Source organism: Listeria sp. ILCC797, from assembly GCF_900186185.1.
Taxonomy (GTDB): domain Bacteria; phylum Bacillota; class Bacilli; order Lactobacillales; family Listeriaceae; genus Listeria; species Listeria goaensis.
In genome coordinates this window covers 141,632-162,926 of the sequence record NZ_FYBS01000001.1, presented here as the reverse complement: position 1 = coordinate 162,926, position 21,295 = coordinate 141,632, and the positions used below count along the sequence as shown (strand labels likewise).

17 protein-coding genes and 2 other annotated features are annotated in these 21,295 nt (G+C 40.8%); all 17 genes read left to right on the top strand.

Going from position 1 to position 21,295, the window contains the following annotated elements:
- The first annotated feature begins 133 nt into the window (after window positions 1-133).
- The 17 genes from BN1609_RS00800 to BN1609_RS00720 all read left to right on the top strand — a co-directional run bounded on the left by BN1609_RS00800 (window position 134) and on the right by BN1609_RS00720 (window position 21,273).
- On the top strand, window positions 134-598 hold the full coding sequence (locus BN1609_RS00800; RefSeq protein ID WP_088808882.1) for a DUF441 domain-containing protein: 465 nt from the start codon (window positions 134-136) through the stop codon (window positions 596-598).
- A gap of 21 nt (window positions 599-619) precedes the next feature.
- The gene (gene citZ / locus BN1609_RS00795; RefSeq protein WP_088808883.1) at window positions 620-1,744 is read left to right on the top strand and encodes a citrate synthase; all 1,125 of its coding nucleotides are present in this window, start codon (window positions 620-622) and stop codon (window positions 1,742-1,744) included.
- 13 nt (window positions 1,745-1,757) lie between these two features.
- The gene (icd, locus tag BN1609_RS00790; RefSeq protein ID WP_088825206.1) at window positions 1,758-3,020 is read left to right on the top strand and encodes an NADP-dependent isocitrate dehydrogenase; all 1,263 of its coding nucleotides are present in this window, start codon (window positions 1,758-1,760) and stop codon (window positions 3,018-3,020) included.
- 144 nt (window positions 3,021-3,164) lie between these two features.
- Entirely contained in the window at window positions 3,165-5,792 is a 2,628-nt protein-coding gene (gene polA / locus BN1609_RS00785; RefSeq protein WP_088825205.1) for a DNA polymerase I, read from the top strand.
- Between the two features lie 9 nt (window positions 5,793-5,801).
- Complete coding sequence (gene mutM, locus BN1609_RS00780; RefSeq protein ID WP_088838752.1) at window positions 5,802-6,623, top strand: DNA-formamidopyrimidine glycosylase; 822 nt, start codon at window positions 5,802-5,804, stop codon at window positions 6,621-6,623.
- Between the two features lie 9 nt (window positions 6,624-6,632).
- Window positions 6,633-7,241 (top strand): dephospho-CoA kinase, encoded by a 609-nt coding sequence (coaE, locus tag BN1609_RS00775; RefSeq protein WP_088808887.1) that lies wholly within the window; start codon window positions 6,633-6,635, stop codon window positions 7,239-7,241.
- 33 nt (window positions 7,242-7,274) lie between these two features.
- Window positions 7,275-7,739: a transcriptional regulator NrdR gene (gene nrdR, locus BN1609_RS00770; protein WP_088808888.1), complete on the top strand. Its 465-nt coding sequence runs from the start codon at window positions 7,275-7,277 to the stop codon at window positions 7,737-7,739.
- 6 nt (window positions 7,740-7,745) lie between these two features.
- A complete protein-coding gene (locus tag BN1609_RS00765; RefSeq protein ID WP_088825203.1) occupies window positions 7,746-9,110 on the top strand; it encodes a replication initiation and membrane attachment family protein in 1,365 nt (454 codons plus the stop codon).
- Window positions 9,111-9,119: 9 nt separating this feature from the next.
- Window positions 9,120-10,040 (top strand): primosomal protein DnaI, encoded by a 921-nt coding sequence (gene dnaI / locus BN1609_RS00760; RefSeq protein ID WP_088808890.1) that lies wholly within the window; start codon window positions 9,120-9,122, stop codon window positions 10,038-10,040.
- A gap of 59 nt (window positions 10,041-10,099) precedes the next feature.
- Window positions 10,100-10,325: a binding site (T-box leader), on the top strand.
- Between the two features lie 67 nt (window positions 10,326-10,392).
- The gene (gene thrS / locus BN1609_RS00755) at window positions 10,393-12,315 is read left to right on the top strand and encodes a threonine--tRNA ligase (protein WP_088808891.1); all 1,923 of its coding nucleotides are present in this window, start codon (window positions 10,393-10,395) and stop codon (window positions 12,313-12,315) included.
- Window positions 12,316-12,403: 88 nt separating this feature from the next.
- Complete coding sequence (yihA, locus tag BN1609_RS00750) at window positions 12,404-12,988, top strand: ribosome biogenesis GTP-binding protein YihA/YsxC (RefSeq protein WP_088808892.1); 585 nt, start codon at window positions 12,404-12,406, stop codon at window positions 12,986-12,988.
- 120 nt (window positions 12,989-13,108) lie between these two features.
- Window positions 13,109-14,419, top strand: coding sequence for a glutamyl-tRNA reductase (hemA, locus tag BN1609_RS00745; RefSeq protein ID WP_088815248.1), 1,311 nt, complete (start codon window positions 13,109-13,111; stop codon window positions 14,417-14,419).
- Window positions 14,409-15,341, top strand: a complete 933-nt coding sequence (hemC, locus tag BN1609_RS00740; RefSeq protein ID WP_088840401.1) for a hydroxymethylbilane synthase — start codon at window positions 14,409-14,411, stop codon at window positions 15,339-15,341. The genes hemA and hemC overlap by 11 nt, the downstream gene beginning before the upstream one ends.
- Window positions 15,338-16,054 (top strand): uroporphyrinogen-III synthase, encoded by a 717-nt coding sequence (locus tag BN1609_RS00735; RefSeq protein WP_088808895.1) that lies wholly within the window; start codon window positions 15,338-15,340, stop codon window positions 16,052-16,054. Before hemC ends, BN1609_RS00735 begins: the two co-directional genes overlap by 4 nt.
- On the top strand, window positions 16,041-17,021 hold the full coding sequence (hemB, locus tag BN1609_RS00730) for a porphobilinogen synthase (protein WP_088840400.1): 981 nt from the start codon (window positions 16,041-16,043) through the stop codon (window positions 17,019-17,021). Before BN1609_RS00735 ends, hemB begins: the two co-directional genes overlap by 14 nt.
- A gap of 2 nt (window positions 17,022-17,023) precedes the next feature.
- Window positions 17,024-18,313 (top strand): glutamate-1-semialdehyde 2,1-aminomutase, encoded by a 1,290-nt coding sequence (hemL, locus tag BN1609_RS00725; protein WP_088808897.1) that lies wholly within the window; start codon window positions 17,024-17,026, stop codon window positions 18,311-18,313.
- A gap of 40 nt (window positions 18,314-18,353) precedes the next feature.
- Window positions 18,354-18,573 (top strand) — a binding site (T-box leader).
- 48 nt (window positions 18,574-18,621) lie between these two features.
- Window positions 18,622-21,273 (top strand): valine--tRNA ligase, encoded by a 2,652-nt coding sequence (locus tag BN1609_RS00720; RefSeq protein ID WP_088840399.1) that lies wholly within the window; start codon window positions 18,622-18,624, stop codon window positions 21,271-21,273.
- Window positions 21,274-21,295 lie beyond the last annotated feature (22 nt).

Genomic DNA, 21,295 nt, shown 5'->3' with positions numbered 1-21,295 from the left:
TTGAAAAAACTTTAATAGCATTTTCTTATGTTGTTTTCAAAATAAGATAGGTTTGTTTTATACTATTTCTCCATTTTATGCTATAATATTTTCTATCTTGTGTGTTTTCAAGGTAGCAAGAAGGGTGTCAAAAATGTTTACAGAAAGCATGCTATTTTTACTCTTATTTTTATTACTAGGGATTATCGCCAAAAACAACTCATTAATTATTGGCGTGGCGGTTGTCATTTTACTAAAACTTTTTGCGGGAAATACAAAGATTATGGAAGTGGTTCAAGCAAAAGGGATCAATTGGGGGGTTACCATTATTACGATTGCCATCTTGATTCCGATTGCGACAGGGCAAATTGGCTTTAAAGACCTGATTGAATCGTTTAAGTCACCAGCTGGTTGGATTGGCTTATCGGCGGGTATCTTAGTATCCATTTTATCTAGAAAAGGTGTTAGTTATATGGCTGCGGATCCGCAAATTACGGTTTCGCTCGTTTTTGGGACGATATTAGCTGTTGTGTTATTTCGAGGCATTGCAGCTGGCCCTGTTATTGCGGCAGGGATTGCCTACATGGCCATGCAACTGGTTACTTTCTTTACAAAATAAGAAGCGTGAAGGAGGATTTCTATGACAGTTTCAAAAGGATTAGAAAATGTTTACGTAGCAGAAACGTCTATTAGTTCGATTATAGACGATACATTAAAATATGTGGGCTACTCGATTGATGATTTAGTCGAAAATAATGTGAGCTTTGAGGAAGTTGTTTACTTGCTCTGGCATCTTAGACTTCCGAATAAGGAAGAGTTGATTAAGTTTAAAGATGAAATTAATGAGCATATGGCTATATCTGACACGATTATTACGAGTTTACGCATGCAAAATCATCAAAAATTACACCCGATGAGTGTGCTCCGGACAACGGTTTCAATGCTGGGTGTGTTTGATACAGAATCGGAGCTTGATGACGGTGAGTCCATTTATAAAAAAGGGTTGCGTTTACAGGCGAAAATGCCGACAATTGTTGCTGCTTTTGCGCGCATTCGTAGAGGACTTGATCCAATTTCACCAAAGCCTGGGCTCAGTGTTGCAGCTAATTTCCTGTATATGATGACAGGGGAAGAAGCTGATCCTCTATCTGTTGAGGCGATGAATAAGGCGCTTGTGCTACACGCTGACCATGAATTTAACGCTTCAACTTTCACAGCGCGTGTTTGCGTCGCGACCTTATCAGATGTATACTCCGGGGTTACTGCAGCGATTGGTGCTCTAAAAGGACCTCTCCACGGGGGAGCAAATGAACGAGTTTTTGATATGCTTGTAGAAATTGATAGTGCTTCTAGTAATGTGCGCGACTATATTCAATATAAAATCGACCAAAAACAAAAAATTATGGGCTTCGGGCACCGTGTTTACCGCGGCGGCGACCCACGTGCAAAACATTTAAAAGAAATGTCTGAGCGTCTTACAAAAGAAAAAAATGAGGAAAAATGGTTTGAACTATCTAGCCAAGTAGAAGAAGCTGTTTGGGAATTAAAGCATTTGCGTCCAAACGTTGACTTTTATTCGGCGTCAGTCTATCATGCGCTTGGAATTGATGCAGATTTATTTACGCTTGTTTTCTCGGTAAGTCGAGTTTCAGGCTGGCTGGCACATATTTTTGAACAATATCGTGATAATCGCTTAATTCGCCCGCGTGCGATTTACGTAGGGCCAGAAGCGCGCGTTTATCAACCAATTGAAAAGAGAGTTTAAGGAGGAAAATGGAATGGCTGAAAAAATCACTGTACAAAATGGCGTTTTAAATACACCAAATGAACCGATTATCCCTTTTATTGAAGGAGACGGGACTGGACCAGATATTTGGCGTGCTGCACGTCGTGTCCTCGATGCTGCTGTCAAAGAAGCTTATGCAGGAACTCGTAAAATCGAATGGAAAGAAGTGCTTGCTGGTGAAAAAGCATTCGATCAAACAGGCGAATGGCTGCCACAAGAAACGCTTGACACAATTCGTGAATACTTCATTGCGATTAAAGGCCCACTTACAACACCAATTGGTGGCGGAATTCGTTCGTTAAACGTTGCACTTCGTCAAGAATTAGACTTATACGTTTGCCTTCGTCCAGTTCGCTATTTTAACGGTGTACCTTCGCCTGTTAAACGACCGGAGGACACTGATATGGTCATTTTCCGAGAAAATACGGAAGATATTTATGCAGGCATTGAGTTTAAAGAAGGTAGTGCAGAAGCTGAAAAACTCATTTCATTCTTAAAAACTGAATTTGGCGTTGATAAAATTCGTTTTCCTGAAACGTCTGGAATTGGCGTTAAACCAGTTTCTAAAGAAGGGACTGAGCGCCTTGTTCGTGCGGCTATTGAATATGCGATTAGTGAAAAACGCGAGTCGGTGACACTTGTCCATAAAGGAAACATTATGAAATTTACCGAAGGGGCGTTTAAAAACTGGGGTTATGAGCTTGCTGAACGCGAGTTTAAGGATCAAGTGTTTACGTGGAATCAATACGACCGCATCAAGGAAGAGCACGGCGCGGCGGAAGCTGATAAACAACAAAAAGAAGCGCTTCAGGCAGGAAAAATTTTAATTAAAGATTCGATTGCGGATATTTTCTTGCAGCAAATTTTAACGCGTCCAGCTGAATTTGATGTTGTGGCGACAATGAACTTGAATGGTGATTACATTTCTGATGCGCTAGCTGCCCAAGTTGGTGGGATTGGAATTGCTCCTGGTGCGAATATTAATTACGACACAGGACATGCCATCTTTGAAGCAACACACGGGACGGCACCGAAATATGCTGGTTTAGATAAAGTAAATCCATCTTCTGTTATTCTTTCAGGGACACTTCTTTTAGAGCATATTGGCTGGGGAGAAGCGGCTAAGAAAATTACTGATTCCATGGAAAAAACCATTGCTAGCAAAACGGTCACATACGATTTCGCTCGTCTAATGGATGGCGCGACCGAAGTTAAATGTTCGGAATTTGCGGATGAATTAATTAAAAATCTATAAAAACGTACAGTTTTACTGGGCTGTATTTTTGAAATGATAAAAAAACGTTCGGAAAAGTTGGAGATGATCTCCAGCTTTTTCTTTTAGCCAATATATATGGTAAAATGGTCATAAGTGAGAACTTGAATAGAAGGAGGTTTTCCTGTGAGTAAATTAGTATTAATCGACGGGAATAGTATTGCAAATCGCGCATTTTATGCGTTGCCATTATTAACAAATGACAAAGGAATTTATACGAATGCGGTGTATGGTTTTGCAATGATGTTAAACAATGTCATCGATAATGAAAAGCCTGACCATGTGTTAGTTGCTTTTGATGCAGGAAAAACAACTTTTCGGCATAAAACGTTTAAAGAATATAAAGGTGGACGACAAAAAACGCCAAGTGAACTTTCGGAACAATTTCCGTTTATTCGTGAGCTTTTAGATGCTTATGATATTCCACGTTATGAGCTAAAAGATTATGAAGCCGATGATATTATTGGCACGCTTGCAAAAAAAGCAGAAAGCGAAAATATGGAAACGGTTATCATTACAGGTGACCGGGATTTAACACAGCTTGCAAGCGAAAAAGTAACGGTTTATATTACTAAAAAAGGCATTACAGATATGGAAAAAAATACGCCGGAGACTTTGCAGGAAAAATATGGTCTTACACCGGAGCAAATTATTGACATGAAAGGTTTAATGGGGGATTCTTCGGATAATATTCCAGGGATTCCGGGCGTTGGGGAAAAAACGGCGCTTAAATTGCTGCATGAATTTGGTGGGACGGTCGAAGGCGTTTTAGCGCGTGCTGATGAAATTTCTGGCAAAAAGCTGAAAGAAAAAGTGCTAGACAATAAAGAGATGGCGATTTTAAGTAAGGAACTGGCGACAATTAATACGGATTCGCCGATTGAAACGTCGCTTGCTGATACGAAATACGCTGGATTCCAGGCGGACAAAGTAGTTCCATTTTTAAAGGAGATGGATTTTAAATCCATTTTGAAAAATTTTGATGATGAAGCAACCGAGAAACAGCCGCTTGCTGAAATTGAATTTGAAACGATAACTGCGTTTACGAGCGCGCATTATGCGGATAAGACGGCCCTTTACATTGAATTAGAAAATGAAAATTATCATACGGCTGGTTTTGTTGGTTTTGCCGTTCATTCGTCAAAAGGGACATTTTTCTTTAATGAAAAGACTGCTCAAGCGAGTGAAGCGTTTAAAAACTGGCTTTCCTCAGAAAAAAGTCAAAAGATTGTGTACGACGCGAAAAAAACAAAGGTGGCGGCGAGTCGTCTTGGAATTCTCTCGGAAGGGCTGACTTTCGATATTATGCTTGCTTCGTATTTGCTTAATCCGTCAGACAACATTGATGATTTTGCGAGCGTTGTGGTGCGCCATGATTATGATAATGTGCAAACGGACGAGGCGATTTACGGTAAAGGGGCTAAGCGCGCTATTCCGGAAGAAGAAATTGTTGCAAAACATTTAGCTTATAAGGCGGTTGCTACATTTGAGCTTGAAAAGCCGCTCATTCGTGAACTTGAAAACAATGAACAATTAGCGCTTATGACTGAACTAGAACTGCCGCTTTCAATTGTTTTGGCAGACATGGAAATGCAGGGCGTTCGTGTGGATTCGAAGCGATTGCTGGAAATGAAGGCGGAGCTTTCCGAACGAATTGCGACGCTTGAAAAATCGATTCATTCGCTCGCTGGTTATGAATTTAATATTAATTCACCGAAACAACTTGGTGTCGTTTTATTTGAAAAGCTGAATTTGCCTGTTATTAAGAAAACTAAAACGGGTTATTCAACCGCTGCTGATGTTTTGGAAGCTTTATCTGGCAGTCATGCGATTATCGATGAAATTTTAGTGTATCGCCAGCTTGGAAAAATTCAGTCAACTTATATTGAAGGCTTGCTAAAAGTGATCGACAAGGAAACGCAAAAGGTGCACACGCGTTTCAATCAGACTTTAGCTCAAACGGGTCGTTTAAGCTCGGTGGATCCGAATCTTCAAAATATCCCAATTCGTCTGGAGGAAGGGCGGAAAATTCGACAGGCGTTTGTGCCGAGTGTCGCGGGTTGGAAGATTTTTTCGGCCGATTATTCGCAGGTGGAACTTCGTGTATTGGCACATATTTCGGGTGATGAGAACTTAATTTATGCCTTCCAGCATGACTACGATATTCATACGAAAACGGCGATGGACGTTTTTCATGTGAGTGAGGGCGAAGTGGATTCGCTCATGCGTCGGCAAGCGAAGGCGGTTAATTTTGGGATTGTTTACGGGATTAGCGATTATGGTTTGTCACAAAATCTTGGGATTACGCGAAAAGAAGCGAAGGATTTTATTGACCGCTATTTTGCGAGCTATCCTGATGTGCAAGAATACATGCATTCTATCGTACGTTTTGCAAAAGAAAAAGGATACGTGGAAACGATTTTACATCGCAGACGCTACATTCCTGAAATTACGAGTCGAAACTTCAATGTTCGTAGTTTTGCTGAACGGACGGCGATGAATACGCCTATTCAAGGTAGTGCTGCTGATATTATTAAAAAAGCGATGATTTTGATGCAAGATCGTTTAGAGAAAGAGAAATTAGAAGCGCGCTTACTACTTCAAGTGCATGATGAACTGATTTTTGAAGCTCCTGAACACGAAATTGAGATTTTAGAAAAAATCGTTCCGGATGTTATGGAAAATGCAGCTCTGTTAAACGTTCCGCTAAAAGTGGATACGGCATTTGGAAACACTTGGTATGACGCGAAGTAAGGAGCTATTATGCCAGAATTACCAGAAGTTGAAAACGTTCGAAGTACACTTTCAGACCTTATTATCTCGAAAAAAATCGACCAAGTGACGGTAAATGTAACGAAAATGATTGTACAGCCTGAAGCGGATGAATTCGTTCATTTGCTTGTGGGAGAAAAATTCGAAGCGGTCAGACGCCGTGGCAAATTTCTCATTTTTGATTTAACGAATTGTTCCATCTTGGCACATTTACGCATGGAAGGGAAATTTCGATTGCATCACGAAACCGATGAAGTTTCGAAGCATACGCATGTTATTTTCCATTTTACTGATCAAACGGAATTGCGCTTTTTAGATGTTCGTAAATTTGGCACGCTTGAACTGATTGAAAAATTTGGTGAAGCAAAAACGCGTTCCATTCAAAAATTGGGTCCTGAACCGCTTGATGCGCAGTTTTTGAAAGCGCCATTTGCGGCTGGCTTAAAGAAAACAACACGTGCGATTAAAACTGTGCTTTTAGACCAAAAGTTAGTTGCAGGGGTTGGAAATATTTACGCGGACGAAATTTGTTTTATGGCGAAAGTGATGCCAACTCGGCCGGCGAATTCCTTGACAAATACTGAAATTACGCGCATTTATGAGGCGACAAAAACGATTATGGCAGAGGCTGTTGAACTGGGCGGCTCCACGATTCGCACCTATGTGAATTCAGAAGGAAAACTCGGTCGTTATCAGGAAAAACTGTTTGTGTATGGTCAAAGCGGCGAGCCTTGCCCGATTTGCGGGACGGAAATTGAAAAAATAAAATTAAATGGACGCGGGACGCATTTTTGTCCAAAATGCCAAAAGTAGGTGGAAATGATGGGAATGACAATCGGACTTACGGGAAGCATTGCAACGGGAAAATCGACGGTTAGCAAAATGCTGCAAGATGCTGGTGTTCCAGTGGTTGATGCGGATATTTCAGCGCGCGAAGTCGTCATGCCGGGTACAACTGGGCTCAAGCAAATTGCTGAGGCTTTTGGGACGGATATTTTACAAGCAGATGGGACGCTTAATCGCGCCAAACTTGGCGAAATCATTTTTGAAGACGCGGCGAAACGAGAATTGCTGAATCAAATTGTCCATCCACTTGTACGTGCCGATATGCTCGCTAAACGACGAATCCTTTTTTCTAAAGGGGAAAAGTGGGTTGTGTTTGATATTCCGCTCTTGTTTGAAAGTAAATTGACAGATTTAGTCGATATTACGCTTGTCGTGGCAACGAGCGAAGAAACGCAGTTAGCGCGGCTCAAGAAACGCAATCATTTAACTGAAAAAGAAGCGCGGCTTAGAATAGAAAGTCAAATGCCCATCGCCGAAAAACGACTTTATGCAGATATCGTCATTGATAATGATGATTCGCTTGCTACAACAAGAAAACAAGTGGATGAGTTTTTACAGCGACTAAAGTCATGGTATAATGAATAAAAAAGAAATGAGTCTTAGGAGTTGAACGAATGAATGAAATGTCCTACGTGCAAATATAATGGTACACGTGTTGTGGATTCAAGACCAGCTGATGATGGAAACTCCATTCGTAGAAGACGTGAATGTGAGAAATGCGGTTTTCGTTTTACAACCTTTGAAAAAGTGGAAGAAAGTCCGCTTGTTGTCGTAAAGAAAGACGGGGCACGCGAGGAATTTGCTCGTGAGAAAGTGCGCCGTGGTCTAATTCGCGCTTGTGAAAAGCGTCCTGTTAGCATGGAACAACTAGAAGAAATTGTAACGGAAATTGAGCGCGAACTTCGAAATATCGGAGATAGCGAAGTTCCTTCTGACCTCATCGGCGAAAAAGTGATGAATAAACTTGCGAAGCTTGATGAAGTTGCCTATGTGCGCTTTGCTTCGGTATATCGTCAGTTTAAAGATATTAATGTGTTTGTAGATGAATTAAAAGAACTTATGGATAAAAATAAAAAAGGATGATAGCAGTTGAGTGAATTCTGGATGGAACTTAGACCCGTCGATGCTTATCGTGTCAAAATGAACGGCGTCATCACAAATTTCGATCAAAAAGTGGCGACAATGCTTTATCAGCCGCTCATGGGCGCGAATTGTCTTGCTATTTATCAGACGCTTCTTGCTGAAGTCGAGGAGAATCGCTTGTGGAGCAAAGAACACGCGCATACACAACTTCTAAATATGCTTTCTTTAAGCTTAAAGGATTTTTTTGATGCGCGCATAAAACTTGAAGGTTTGGGACTCCTAAAAACCTACGTGCAGACAGAAAATGAAGACCGTCGTTATGTGTATGAAGTCTTGCCACCGCTAAGTCCTGCGCAATTCTTCAACGATGGTTTATTAAATATTTATTTGTATAGTAAAATCGGGGCGCGCCAGTACAACCGGCTACGTCAATTTTTTGCTGATGATGCCTTTCATGAGTCCGATTTTCAAGAAGTGACGCGTGCCTTCCAAGACGTGTTTGAAGCGTTTCGCTTGAATGAAGTTGCGAGTCCAGAAGTGGAAAACGAAGAGTTGTTTGCTAAAAATCGGCCGAAAGAAATTGAACTGGACGCGAAAAATTTTGATTTCAAGACGTTCTACCAAATTTTGTCGCCGAATTTAATTCGCCGTTCTGCCATCACAAAAGAAGTGGAGCAGACGATTTTAAATATGAATAGCATTTACGGCACCGCTGAAAAGGAAATGACGAGCTTTTTATATCGCGCATTAAATACAGACGGCTCCATCAATTGCGAACTTTTGCGGAAAATCATTCGGGACAGCTATCAAATTGAGCACCGCGCTCTGCCGACTTTGCAGACGAAGCAGGAAAATGTAGACGCAGCGCCTCCGCTCGAAATGAATGACGAAACAGCGTTACAACTCTACCTTGAACGTGTGACCCCGTTCCAACTTTTAGTCGATATTGCGGACGGAGCAACGCCTGCTGAAACGGATTTACGCGTTGTCGAGGACGTGATGACACAACAAAATTTACCAGAACCCGTCATGAATGTGCTCATTGAATACGTCCTTTTACGGCTTGACCGCAAGCTTTCGAAGAACTACATGATGACGATTGCGGCTCATTGGAAGCGTAAAAATGTGAAGACGGCAAAGGAAGCAATGGAGCTGGCGCTTTCTGAACATGAGAAATATAAACGTTTGAAGGAAGAACCGGAAAATAACACAAAACGAAATCGTCATTTTTCCCAAAATAAAAGAAAAGAAGTGCTGCCAGATTGGTTCGATAAAGAAGAAACCAAACCAGCAGACAGTAAGCTCTCGGATAAAGAGAAAACAGCACTTGAAGAGCAAGTTCAAAAAATAAAAGAACAATTGAAAAGGTAGGTGAAACAAGTGGATAAAATCGAACGTACGCTAGGCCAGTTATTTGAAGGACGGGACTTTGAAAAGGAATACCAACAAGTGAAAGAACAAGTCCTGTCGTATGAACCTATTCGCGCATTTTTGGCGGAAAACAAGACGGATATTTCCGAACAAATGATCAATCAAAATATTTCTAACCTTTATGAATTTATGACGCAAGACCGAAATTTTAAAGAAAAGAAAGAAACGCTTATGCCTGGATACGCGCCAAAACTTGTTTTAAACGGTGAATTTATGACGGTGACATACTATCCAACACCAGAAAAAATCGAACAAGACAAGCGCCGTGCTGTAGAAAGACGGATTCGCTCGCTTTATATGCCGAAACAAGTTGTCGAAGCCTCGCTCGACCAATTTTACACAGATGAGGATGCGCGGCAATATGCGCTCGTGGAAGCTTTTAATTTTTTGAAAGAATATGAAGCTGATGCTGGCATGGTAAAAGGCTTATATATTCATGGTAGTTTTGGTACAGGAAAGTCCTATTTGCTAGGAGCCATTGCAAGAGAACTCGCGCTACGCGGCGTTTCGACAACGCTTGTTTATTTACCTGAGTTCATGCGTGAAATTAAGCAATCGATTTCCGATAATACCGTAGGCGAAAAAATCCAGTTTGCCAAAGAAACAGAAGTCCTTATGCTCGATGATATTGGGGCAGAAGCGATGACAGCTTGGACGCGCGATGAAGTGCTCGGCGCGATTTTACAATTCCGCATGCAAGAGCAACTGCCAACATTTTTCTCATCGAACTACAACATGGCACAACTCGAAAACCACCTTACTTTTTCACAAAACGGGATGGAAGAGCAACTAAAAGCACGACGCATCATGGAGCGCATTCGCTTTTTAGCCAAAGAAATCGAATTGAACGGCACCAATCGCCGAAATTAAAATTTTTAAAGAAAAGCTTGCAAAAAAATTTCTTTGTGCGTATAATGAGTACTAATAAATCACAAGTAATGATAAGGACAACCGCTTAATGGCATGTTTCAGAGATGGAGGGGTAGCTGAGAACCTCCTAACAGTAAATTAAGTTGGACCACCTTTGAACTTCTATCTGGAACGCTTAGCTAGTAAAGATAGACGATTCGCTCACGTTAACGGCGACAAGAGGGAGTAAGCTCGTCTTATTCCAAATCTTGGGTGGAACCACGAGTATACAAACTCGTCCCTTGTTTAGAGGGGCGAGTTTTTTTGTTGTTCTTTATTCATTAGTTGTAATCTAAATAAAGGAGTAGATCACATGAAAATTTCATTCCCAGATGGCGCAGTAAAAGAATTTGATAAGGGCGTTTCAACTGCAGACATCGCAGAATCAATCAGCCCAAGTCTTAAAAAGAAAGCATTAGCAGGAAAAATAAATGGCACATTGGTTGACTTAGTGACACCAATTGAAGAAGACGGGGCAATTGAAATTGTGACTCCTGACCACGCGGATGCGCTTGGCATTTTACGTCACAGCTCCGCTCACCTTTTAGCTCAAGCGGTAAAACGATTATATCCAGATGCTAAATTTGGCGTTGGACCAGCGATTGACACAGGATTTTACTATGACATTGATACAGACAGCGTGATTAGTGAAGAATCATTTGCTGCGATTGAAAAAGAAATGCAAAGTATTGTGCGCGAAAACTTACCTATTTCTCGCGAAGTGGTTTCTCGTGACGAAGCAATTAAACGGTTTAAGGCTATCAATGATCCTTATAAAATTGAATTAATTGATGCCATTCCTGAAGATGAGAACGTCACAATTTATACGCAAGGCGAGTTTTTCGACTTATGCCGCGGAATTCACGTGCCATCTACAGGCAAAATCCAAATTTTCAAATTGTTGAGTGTTGCTGGGGCATATTGGCGTGGTGACAGCAATAATAAAATGCTTCAACGGATTTACGGAACTGCCTTTTTCGATAAGAAAGACTTGGCGAACTTTTTAAAAATGCAAGAAGAAGCTCGTGAACGTGACCATCGTAAACTTGGAAAAGAGCTCGATTTATTTGCAAACTCAGCTGAAGTTGGTCAAGGGTTGCCACTATGGTTACCGAAAGGCGCAACAATTCGCCGCGTGATTGAGCGTTACATTGTAGATAAAGAAGAACGTTTAGGTTATAATCACGTCTACACTCCAGTAATGGCGAATGTTGAGTTGTATAAAACAAGTGGTCACTGGGATCACTATCATGAAGATATGTTCCCAACTATGAAAATGGATAATGAAGAGCTAGTTCTTCGCCCAATGAACTGCCCACACCACATGATGATTTATAAAAATGACATTCATAGTTACCGAGAATTACCAATTCGTATCGCGGAACTTGGTCTTATGCACCGCTACGAAATGAGTGGCGCACTTTCTGGCTTACAACGTGTTCGAGGCATGACTTTAAACGACGCACACGTTTTCGTTCGTCCTGACCAAATTAAAGATGAGTTTAAACGCGTTTTGGAACTTATTTTAGAAGTGTATAAAGACTTCAATATCAACGACTTTAATTTCCGTCTAAGCTACCGCGATCCTGAAAACACTGAAAAATACTTTGATGATGATGCGATGTGGGAAAAAGCGCAAACTATGTTAAAAGAAGCGATGGACGAAATGGGCATGGATTATTTCGAAGCAGAAGGCGAAGCTGCTTTCTACGGACCGAAACTCGACGTGCAAGTTAAAACTGCGATTGGCAAGGAAGAAACACTTTCGACAGTACAACTGGACTTCTTGCTCCCTGAACGCTTTGATTTAACTTATATCGGGGAAGACGGGGAAAAACATCGCCCAGTCGTGATTCACCGCGGTGTAGTTTCAACGATGGAACGTTTTGTTGCCTACCTAATTGAAGAGTATAAAGGGGCTTTCCCAACTTGGCTTGCGCCCGTGCAAATGGAAATTATCCCAGTTAATGCAGATGCACATTTAGCCTATGCAAAAGATGTGCAAGACAAATTGCAACGCGCTGGTCTACGTGTAGAAATTGATGACCGCAATGAGAAACTCGGGTATAAAATCCGCGAAGCGCAAACTCAAAAAATCCCTTACGCACTCGTTCTTGGGGATCAGGAAGCAGAAAGCGGCGAAGTAAATGTCCGTAAGTATGGTTCAAAAGACTCCGAAACAATAAAACTAGAAGACTTTATCCAAAAAGTGCTTCAAGAAGTGAATAAATATTAAGCAAATGCGCTTTTCTTGCAATAGTTGTTGTGAGAAAAGCGTTTTTCCGTTATACTAGAACGAGATTAGAAAAGCGAGGGCTTAAATTATGGATGTAAATCATGTAGAACTTGTCATTAGTGCGGTTTGGCAAGAGCAATATCCGGCAGACTCTTTGCCTGAATTTGCGCTAGCAGGACGCTCTAACGTTGGGAAATCTTCATTTATCAATAAAATGATTCGCAGAAAAAGCATGGCGCGAATCTCACAAAAACCTGGCAAAACGCAGACACTTAATTTTTATAAAATAGAAGAAAAATTTTATTTTGTCGATGTTCCAGGCTACGGTTTTGCTAAAGTTTCTAAGCGTGAGCGTGAAAAGTGGGGCGAAATGATTGAAACGTATATTACTTCACGCGAACAATTGCGGGCAGTCATTCAAATTGTCGATTTAAGACACAAACCAACAAATGACGATGTAATGATGTACGAATTTCTTAAATACTATCAAATTCCTGTCATTATTATTGCGACAAAGGCAGATAAAATCCCACGTAGTAAATGGCAGAAACATGCTAAAATCGTACGCGAAACACTCGATTTTGATAAAGATGATAATTTCGTCATGTTCTCTTCGGAAACAGGTATGGGGAAAGAAGAGGCATGGGAATTCATTGAACAAAAGATGAGCTGAATGACGACCATTCAAGCTCATTTTTTTGTGGCAGATTATAATTTTTACAAACTAGCTAATTGAACTTCGACCTAGTAAAATGCTAAAATAAAATTATCTCAATTGTAGGGGGACTTTTAGATGTACATATTGTCTGTCGGGCTTAACCATAAAACGGCACCCATCGAGATTAGGGAGAAGCTCGTCTTCCAAACATCAGCAGCAGAACTGGCACTGAGCACATTAAACAAGGAAAAAAGCATCCTTGAAAATGTGATTATTTCAACATGCAATCGAACCGAAATTTTCGCTGTTGTGGATCAGCTTCACACAGCGCGTTATTATATGAAACGCTTTCTTGCAGAATGGTTTCAAGAAGATATGGATACACTCGCGAATTACCTCTTTTTTTACGAGGAAAAACAGGCCGTTAAGCATCTCTTTGAAGTTGCTGCCGGGCTGGATTCACTCGTTTTGGGGGAAACGCAAATTTTAGGTCAAGTCAAACAAGCTTTCCAATTGGCGCAATCAGTTGGAACAACCGGAACGCTATTAAACCAGCTTTTTCCTGAAGCGATTCGATTTGCAAAAAAGACACACCATGATACACGCATAAATGAAAATGCGGTTTCAGTGAGCTACGCAGCCGTTGAAGTCGCAAAATCAATTCATACAAACTTAGATAAGCAATCCGTCTTATTACTTGGCGCTGGCAAAATGAGCGAACTCGCATTAAAAAATTTAACTGGCAGTGGTGTGCAAAATGTTACAATTATGAACCGAACCGAGCAGACTGGTTTTGAGCTCGCACGTCATTTTCATGCGTCGTTTTCACCGATGCAAAAATTACAAGTGGAAATGGAACAAGCGGATATCATTATCGTTTCAACTGGGGCAAATGAATTCGTTATTACGGAAAGCATGGCAAAAAATGCCGTTTTAAAACGGTCAAAGCCACTGCTCATTATCGATATTGCTCTGCCACGTAATGTCGAACCTGCATGCGCACAATTAGCCAATGTATTCTTATATGATTTAGATGATCTGGATGGTATTATTTCGGCAAATACGGAAGAACGCAAACAAATCGTCAAGGCCTTAGAATTTGAAATTGAAGCCGAAACTGCTGCCTTTTTTGAATGGGAGAAGCAGTTAGGTGTTGTTCCTTTAATTCGTGAACTTAGAGAAAAGGCGCTATGCATTCAATCTGAAACGATGAAAAGTCTCGAGAACAAGCTGCCGGGCTTGACGGAGCGTGAGTATGTGCTGATTGGCAAACATATGAAGAGCATTATTAACCAACTTTTAAAAAATCCGGTTTCAGAAATCAAGGAAATGTCCATTGACGCCGATTCTGAAATGAAAATCCAATTATTTAAAGAAATTTTTGGACTGCAGGTAACTGAATCTTCGCAGAACGCTAAAGAAATGAGGAAAACCTATGAAACGTGAAATAATTGTTGGCTCAAGAAAGAGCAAACTAGCTTTAACACAGACGGGGCATGTCATCAGCGCATTGCAAGCAAAATTTCCAGATGTTACGTTTAAAATTCATGAAATCGTGACAAAAGGCGACCGAATCTTAGACGTCACGTTAAGTAAAGTTGGTGGAAAAGGACTTTTCGTTTCAGAAGTTGAGCAGGCTTTAGTTGATAAAAAAATTGATTTCGCTGTTCATAGTATGAAAGACGTGCCTTCCGAACTGCAAGAAGGTTTAACAATTGGCGCTATCCCAAAAAGAGAATCTCCTTATGATTGCGTTGTTTTTGCAGAAAAAACCAACTTGGATGAGCTTCCGCAAGGCGCTGTCATTGGAACGAGTAGTTTACGTCGTGCTTCGATGTTAAAACGCTATCGCGCAGATTTTCAAATCAAGTCAATTCGCGGCAACATTGATACGCGCTTAAAAAAATTGTATGCGGAAGATTTCGATGCTATCCTTCTGGCAGAAGCTGGTTTATCGCGTATGGGCTGGCTTTCTGATGAAACGTTAAGAAGGCAAACCCTCGATGCCACAACTTGCTTACCGGCAGTCGGACAAGGTGCCCTCGCAATTGAATGCCGAAATGATGACGCAGAAGTACTCGCGATGCTTAGCGAAATCCATGATACAGAAACGGCTTTTTGTGTACGTGCTGAACGCGCCTTTTTAAAAACGCTAAACGGCGGCTGTGAAATCCCAATTGCTGGTTTTGCCCAAAAAGAAGCTGACGGCGGACTTGTCTTCACTGGATTCGTTGGAAGCGTTGATGGCTTGACACGCTTAGACGTGCAAACAAGTGGCGACACCCCAGAAACAATTGGCATTGAAGCGGCCAATATCCTTTTAAAGCAGGGCGCAAAAGAACTAATTGACGCGCTTCGTTCGCTATGAAGACGGTCGTTTTAACGCGTGAAGTAGCGAAAAATCACGAGGCCATTCGAAATCTAGAAAAAAAGGCTATTCGCGCTATTTCGATACCACTAATTGAAACACGCCCACTCCCGTTAGAACAAGAAATAATTCTTGATACGTATGACTGGCTTTTTTTTACAAGCCAAAATGCTGTGCACTATTTTTTCAAGCGTTTCAAAAAATGTCCACCTACACTCAAAATAGCTGTCATTGGTTCAAAAACAGCAGATGCCTTAAAAAAATATAATTTGCATGCTGATTTTATTCCGAGCGAATTCGAAACGGAGGCTTTTGTTTTTGAGTGGTTGCAATTTATAAGTGGAAATCCGGCGGTCCTTTTTCCGCAAAGCTTGAAGGGGCGGAGCGTTATCCCAACTTTACTAAAAGAAAAAGGGATTTTGGTGAACCGAGTGTTTTTATATGACACGTTTATGCCGGAAGTTGCACCTAGTCAGTTGCGCGCTTTCATGGAAGCAGAAGACAACTTTTACATCGCTTTTGCGAGCCCTTCTGCATGGGAAAATTTCAAAAAAATTATTAAAAAAAAGGCTGTTTGTAAATCAGTTAAAATTGCTTCGATTGGCTCTGTTACAAGTGAAGCAATCGAGCGAGATGGCTTTAAAGTCGATGTTCAGCCGACAATATTTACGATGGATAATTTACTAAAGGAGATAGAAAATGATGAATTTTGATAGACATCGCCGACTAAGGTCATCTGGCGCAATGCGTGACTTAGTTCGTGAAAATACCTTAACAATGAACGACTTCATATACCCACTTTTTGTTAAAGAAGAAGGCGATGAGGTGACAGAAGTTGCTTCTATGCCCGGCGTGTACCAATACCCTCTATCTGCATTAAAGCAAGAGATAGAAAGCGTTGTTGCGTGCGGTATCCAAGCAGTCATTTTGTTCGGAATTCCTTCTGAAAAAGATGCAATCGGAACAGGTGCCTTTCATTCGCACGGTATCATTCAAAGAGCGACGAAACTAATTAAAGAAACATATCCCAATCTTCTTGTAGTCGCTGATACGTGCCTATGCGAATTTACTGACCACGGGCATTGCGGGCTTGTTCAAGGTGAACGCATCTTAAATGATGAATCGCTTGACATTCTCGTTCAAACCGCTGTCAGCCAAGCGAGTGCTGGAGCTGATATTATTGCGCCGTCCAACATGATGGATGGCTTTGTCCAAGCTATCCGCCGTGGCCTTGACGAAGCAGGTTTTGAAAATATCCCCATCATGTCATATGCCGTGAAATATGCCTCAGCTTTCTATGGCCCGTTTCGTGATGCCGCAGATGGCGCGCCGCAATTTGGCGACCGGAAGACGTATCAAATGGATCCAGCCAATCGCCATGAAGCCTTTTTAGAAGCTAAAAGCGACGAAAAAGAAGGCGCAGACTTTATTATCGTCAAACCCGCTTTAGCGTATTTAGACATTGTTCGCGATGTCCGAAACGAAACACATCTACCCGTTGTCGCCTATAACGTAAGTGGCGAATACGCAATGGTTAAAGCCGCTAGCCAAAACGGTTGGATTGATGAAGAAAAAATCGTGATGGAAATGCTCCTCAGCATGAAGCGCGCAGGGGCTGACTTAATCATCACTTACTTTGCGAAAGATGTTGCGACTTATCTAAACAAGCAGGAGGGATAACATTGGATTTTTCAAACTCAAAAAAAGCTTTTTCTGAAGCAATAAAGCTCATGCCTGGTGGGGTCAACAGCCCTGTTCGGGCATTTAAATCGGTCGACGCAGCACCCGTCTTTATGGACCACGGAACTGGTGCCTATTTAACTGACATCGATGGCAACAACTATATTGATTATGTTTTATCTTGGGGGCCACTCATTTTAGGCCATGCAAATCCAAATGTGGTGGAGGCCCTGACAAAAACTATCCAAAAGGGCACAAGTTTCGGGACGCCCACAGAAATTGAAAATGAATTAGCTAAACTGGTCATTGACCGTGTGCCATCAATTGATATTGTGCGTATGGTTTCTTCAGGTACGGAAGCAACGATGAGCGCCATTCGCCTAGCAAGAGGCTACACAAAACGCGACAAGATTTTAAAATTTGAGGGCAGCTATCACGGTCATGGTGACTCTCTTTTAATTAAAGCAGGGTCTGGTGTCGCAACGCTTGGTTTACCTGACTCTCCCGGTGTCACGAGCGGACTTGCACAAGATACTATTACCGTCCCTTATAACGATTTAGAGAGTGCGCGTCTAGCTTTCAGTCATTACGGCGAGCAAATTGCATGCGTCATCGTTGAACCCGTTGCTGGGAATATGGGTGTGGTTCCACCAATTGCCGGCTTTTTAGAAGGACTTCGCAAGCTCACTACTGAATATGGTAGTCTGCTTATTTTCGATGAAGTAATGACAGGTTTCCGCGTCGATTATTATTCTGCTCAAGGCTACTACGTTGTGACGCCAGACTTAACGTGTCTTGGGAAAGTGATTGGCGGGGGAATGCCCGTTGGCGCTTATGGCGGAAAACGAGAAATTATGGAACAAATTGCTCCAGCTGGGCCTATTTATCAGGCTGGTACATTGTCGGGTAACCCATTGGCTATGACCGCTGGCTATGAAACGATTTCTCAACTAACGCCACATCACTATGACCAGTTTCGCAGCTTAATTAAACGCATGGAAGAAGGCCTCACAAGTATTTCAGCAAAATATGAAGTGCCGCTATCTATCAATAAGGCGGGTTCCATGTTTGGCTTTTTCTTCACAGACAAAAAAGTGACGAATTTTGAAGAAGCTAAGACGAGCGATTTGAATTTCTTTAATGCTTATTATCGCGAAATGTTAAATCAAGGCATTTTCTTGCCACCATCTCAATTTGAAGGCATTTTCATTTCTACAGCTCATACAGAAAAGGAAATCGATAAGACGCTTGAAGCTTTTGAACAAACGTGTAAAACATTGAAAGCCAATTGACGAAATAGCCTCATTTTGGTAAACTACAAATATATATTGATAAAAAGCTTTGAAGAGGAAGAGTAAATTATTTTCGTTTTTTTAGAGAGAAAGTGGTTGGTGAAAACTTTCATTCGAAATAATTGAAGGTAGCCTCGGAGCTGCTTTTCTGAACAATAAAGTAGGAGAAGCCGGTGAAACTCATCGTTAAACGAATGAAGTGCTCAAAATTTTTGAGTAAAAAGGTGGTACCGCGAATCCAAACTCTTTTCGTCCTTTTATAAGGACAAGAAGAGTTTTTTTATTTGATAAAAATAGGAGGTTTTAAGATGGAAAACCAAAATGAAATTGAAATGCCAACTAAATATGAACCAAATAACGTAGAAGAAGGTAAGTATGCTTGGTGGCTTGAACAGGGCTTTTTTAAAGCAGAAGGGAATTTAGAAAAAGAGCCTTATAGCGTTGTAATTCCCCCGCCAAACGTGACTGGTAAACTTCATTTAGGGCACGCTTGGGACACTACATTGCAAGACATTATTACCCGTATGAAACGCATGCAAGGTTTCGATACATTATATTTACCGGGTATGGATCATGCTGGAATCGCTACTCAAGCAAAAGTGGAAGCTAAATTAAAAGAATCAAATATTTCTCGTCATGACATTGGCCGCGAAAAATTTCTTGAGAAATCTTGGGAATGGAAAGAAGAATATGCCTCTTTTATTCGCGAACAATGGGAAAAATTAGGGTTAGGTCTAGACTATTCAAGAGAACGCTTCACGCTAGACGCAGGTCTTTCAGATGCTGTAAAAAAAGTTTTTGTTTCTCTATACGAAAATGGTTTAATCTACCGCGGACAATATATTATTAACTGGGATCCGGTTGCTAAAACTGCGCTTTCCGATATTGAAGTTATTCATAAAGAAGTGGAAGGAAACTTCTACCATTTAAAATACCCTCTAGCTGATGGTTCTGGCTTTTTAGAAGTGGCAACAACTCGTCCTGAAACCATTCCTGGCGATACAGCGGTTGCTGTGCATCCAAAAGACGAACGCTACACACATTTAATTGGGAAAACTATTTTACTTCCCATCTTAAATCGCGAAATCCCAATTGTTGCAGATGAGTATGTGGAACGCGACTTTGGCTCTGGCGCTGTTAAAATCACACCCGCTCATGACCCTAATGATTTTGAAGTTGGGAACCGTCATGATTTACCACGGATTATTATTATGAATGAAGACGGTACAATGAACGAAGCTTCTGGTAAGTACAACGGCATGGATCGTTTTGAAGCACGTAAAGCTATCATTCAAGATTTTAAAGAGCTTGATTTATTTATTAAACAAGAACCTCATATGCATGCAGTAGGGCATTCAGAACGTACTGATGCTGTCGTAGAGCCATATTTATCTATGCAATGGTTCGTCAAAATGGGACCTTTAGCAGAAGCTGCTATTGCGATACAAAAAGAAGAAGAAACAAAAGTTAATTTCGTTCCAAATCGCTTTGAGAAGACGTATACCACTTGGATGGAAAACATTCACGATTGGTGTGTATCAAGACAACTATGGTGGGGGCATCGCATTCCTGCTTGGTATCACAAAGAAACTGGCGAGATTTATGTTGGTGAGAAAGCACCAGAAAATATTTCTGAATGGGAACAAGATGAAGATGTCTTAGATACGTGGTTTAGTTCTGCACTTTGGCCTTTTTCAACTATGGGTTGGCCAGATACTGATGCTTCTGATTATAAGCATTTCTTCCCGAATCACACATTAGTAACAGGATACGACATCATTTATTTTTGGGTTTCACGAATGATTTTCCAATCCGTGGAATTCACAGGAGAACGTCCATTCAAAGATACACTTATTCATGGACTTGTACGTGATGCAGAAGGACGTAAAATGTCAAAATCTCTAGGCAATGGCGTAGATCCAATTGATGTTATTGATAAATATGGCGCTGATTCATTGCGTTACACACTATCAACAGGAACCTCACCAGGGCAAGATTTGAAATTTAGCTTTGAAAAAGTTGAAGCATCTTGGAATTTTATTAATAAAATCTGGAACGCTTCACGATTTGCGCTTATTAATATGGATGGCTTACAATACGATGAAATTGATTTATCAAAAATTATTGAAGTAAGTGATAAATGGATATTAACTCGTTTAAATGAAACCATTGAAACTGTTACTGCACTTTCTGAAAAATACGAGTTTGGAGAAGTGGGACGGACATTGTACAATTTTATTTGGGATGAGTTTTGTGATTGGTATATTGAAATTGCAAAAATTTCCTTGTACGGTGAAGATCAAGAAGCGAAGAAAACTACTCGTTCAGTTCTTGCTTTTGTACTGGATAATACAATGCGATTACTTCACCCATTTATGCCATTTGTTACAGAAGAAATTTGGCAAAATTTACCGCATAAAGGCGAGTCTATTACTGTTGCTGCATGGCCGCAAGTAGATGAAAGTCACATTGATCGTGCATCATCTGAAGCAATGAAAACTTTGGTTGATATTATTCGCGCAGTGCGTAACATCCGAGCTGAAGTTAACACACCTTTAAGTAAACAAATTAAAATTGAACTTAAACCAGCCAATAAAAAATTCAAAACCATTTTGGAAGAAAATATTTCTTACCTTGAACGCTTCTGTAATCCAGAAACGTTGACAATTTCTTTTGATTTGACACCATCTGATTCAGCAATGACCGCAGTCATATCCGGTGTAGAAATCTATTTACCATTAGAAGGTTTAATTAATATTGAGGAAGAAATTGCTCGCTTAGAGAAAGAACTTGAGAAGTGGAACAAAGAAGTGGCAAGAGTTCAAGGCAAACTATCCAATGAACGCTTTATTTCAAAAGCTCCGGAAAAAGTTGTTGCAGAAGAAAAAGCGAAAGAACAAGATTATTTAGCTAAAAAAGCATCCGTTGAAGAACGTATTGCTAATTTGAAGAAAAACTAATCTAAATGACAGCCTTATTGAA

Bases quoted from the DNA above. Each gene is read 5' to 3' on its own strand.
- BN1609_RS00800 (WP_088808882.1), top strand. From the start codon at position 134: ATGTTTACAGAAAGCATGCTATTTTTACTCTTATTTTTATTACTAGGG.
- citZ (WP_088808883.1), top strand. From the start codon at position 620: ATGACAGTTTCAAAAGGATTAGAAAATGTTTACGTAGCAGAAACGTCT.
- icd (WP_088825206.1), top strand. From the start codon at position 1,758: ATGGCTGAAAAAATCACTGTACAAAATGGCGTTTTAAATACACCAAAT.
- mutM (WP_088838752.1), top strand. From the start codon at position 5,802: ATGCCAGAATTACCAGAAGTTGAAAACGTTCGAAGTACACTTTCAGAC.
- coaE (WP_088808887.1), top strand. From the start codon at position 6,633: ATGGGAATGACAATCGGACTTACGGGAAGCATTGCAACGGGAAAATCG.
- nrdR (WP_088808888.1), top strand. From the start codon at position 7,275: ATGAAATGTCCTACGTGCAAATATAATGGTACACGTGTTGTGGATTCA.
- thrS (WP_088808891.1), top strand. From the start codon at position 10,393: ATGAAAATTTCATTCCCAGATGGCGCAGTAAAAGAATTTGATAAGGGC.
- yihA (WP_088808892.1), top strand. From the start codon at position 12,404: ATGGATGTAAATCATGTAGAACTTGTCATTAGTGCGGTTTGGCAAGAG.
- hemA (WP_088815248.1), top strand. From the start codon at position 13,109: ATGTACATATTGTCTGTCGGGCTTAACCATAAAACGGCACCCATCGAG.
- hemC (WP_088840401.1), top strand. From the start codon at position 14,409: ATGAAACGTGAAATAATTGTTGGCTCAAGAAAGAGCAAACTAGCTTTA.
- BN1609_RS00735 (WP_088808895.1), top strand. From the start codon at position 15,338: ATGAAGACGGTCGTTTTAACGCGTGAAGTAGCGAAAAATCACGAGGCC.
- hemB (WP_088840400.1), top strand. From the start codon at position 16,041: ATGATGAATTTTGATAGACATCGCCGACTAAGGTCATCTGGCGCAATG.
- BN1609_RS00720 (WP_088840399.1), top strand. From the start codon at position 18,622: ATGGAAAACCAAAATGAAATTGAAATGCCAACTAAATATGAACCAAAT.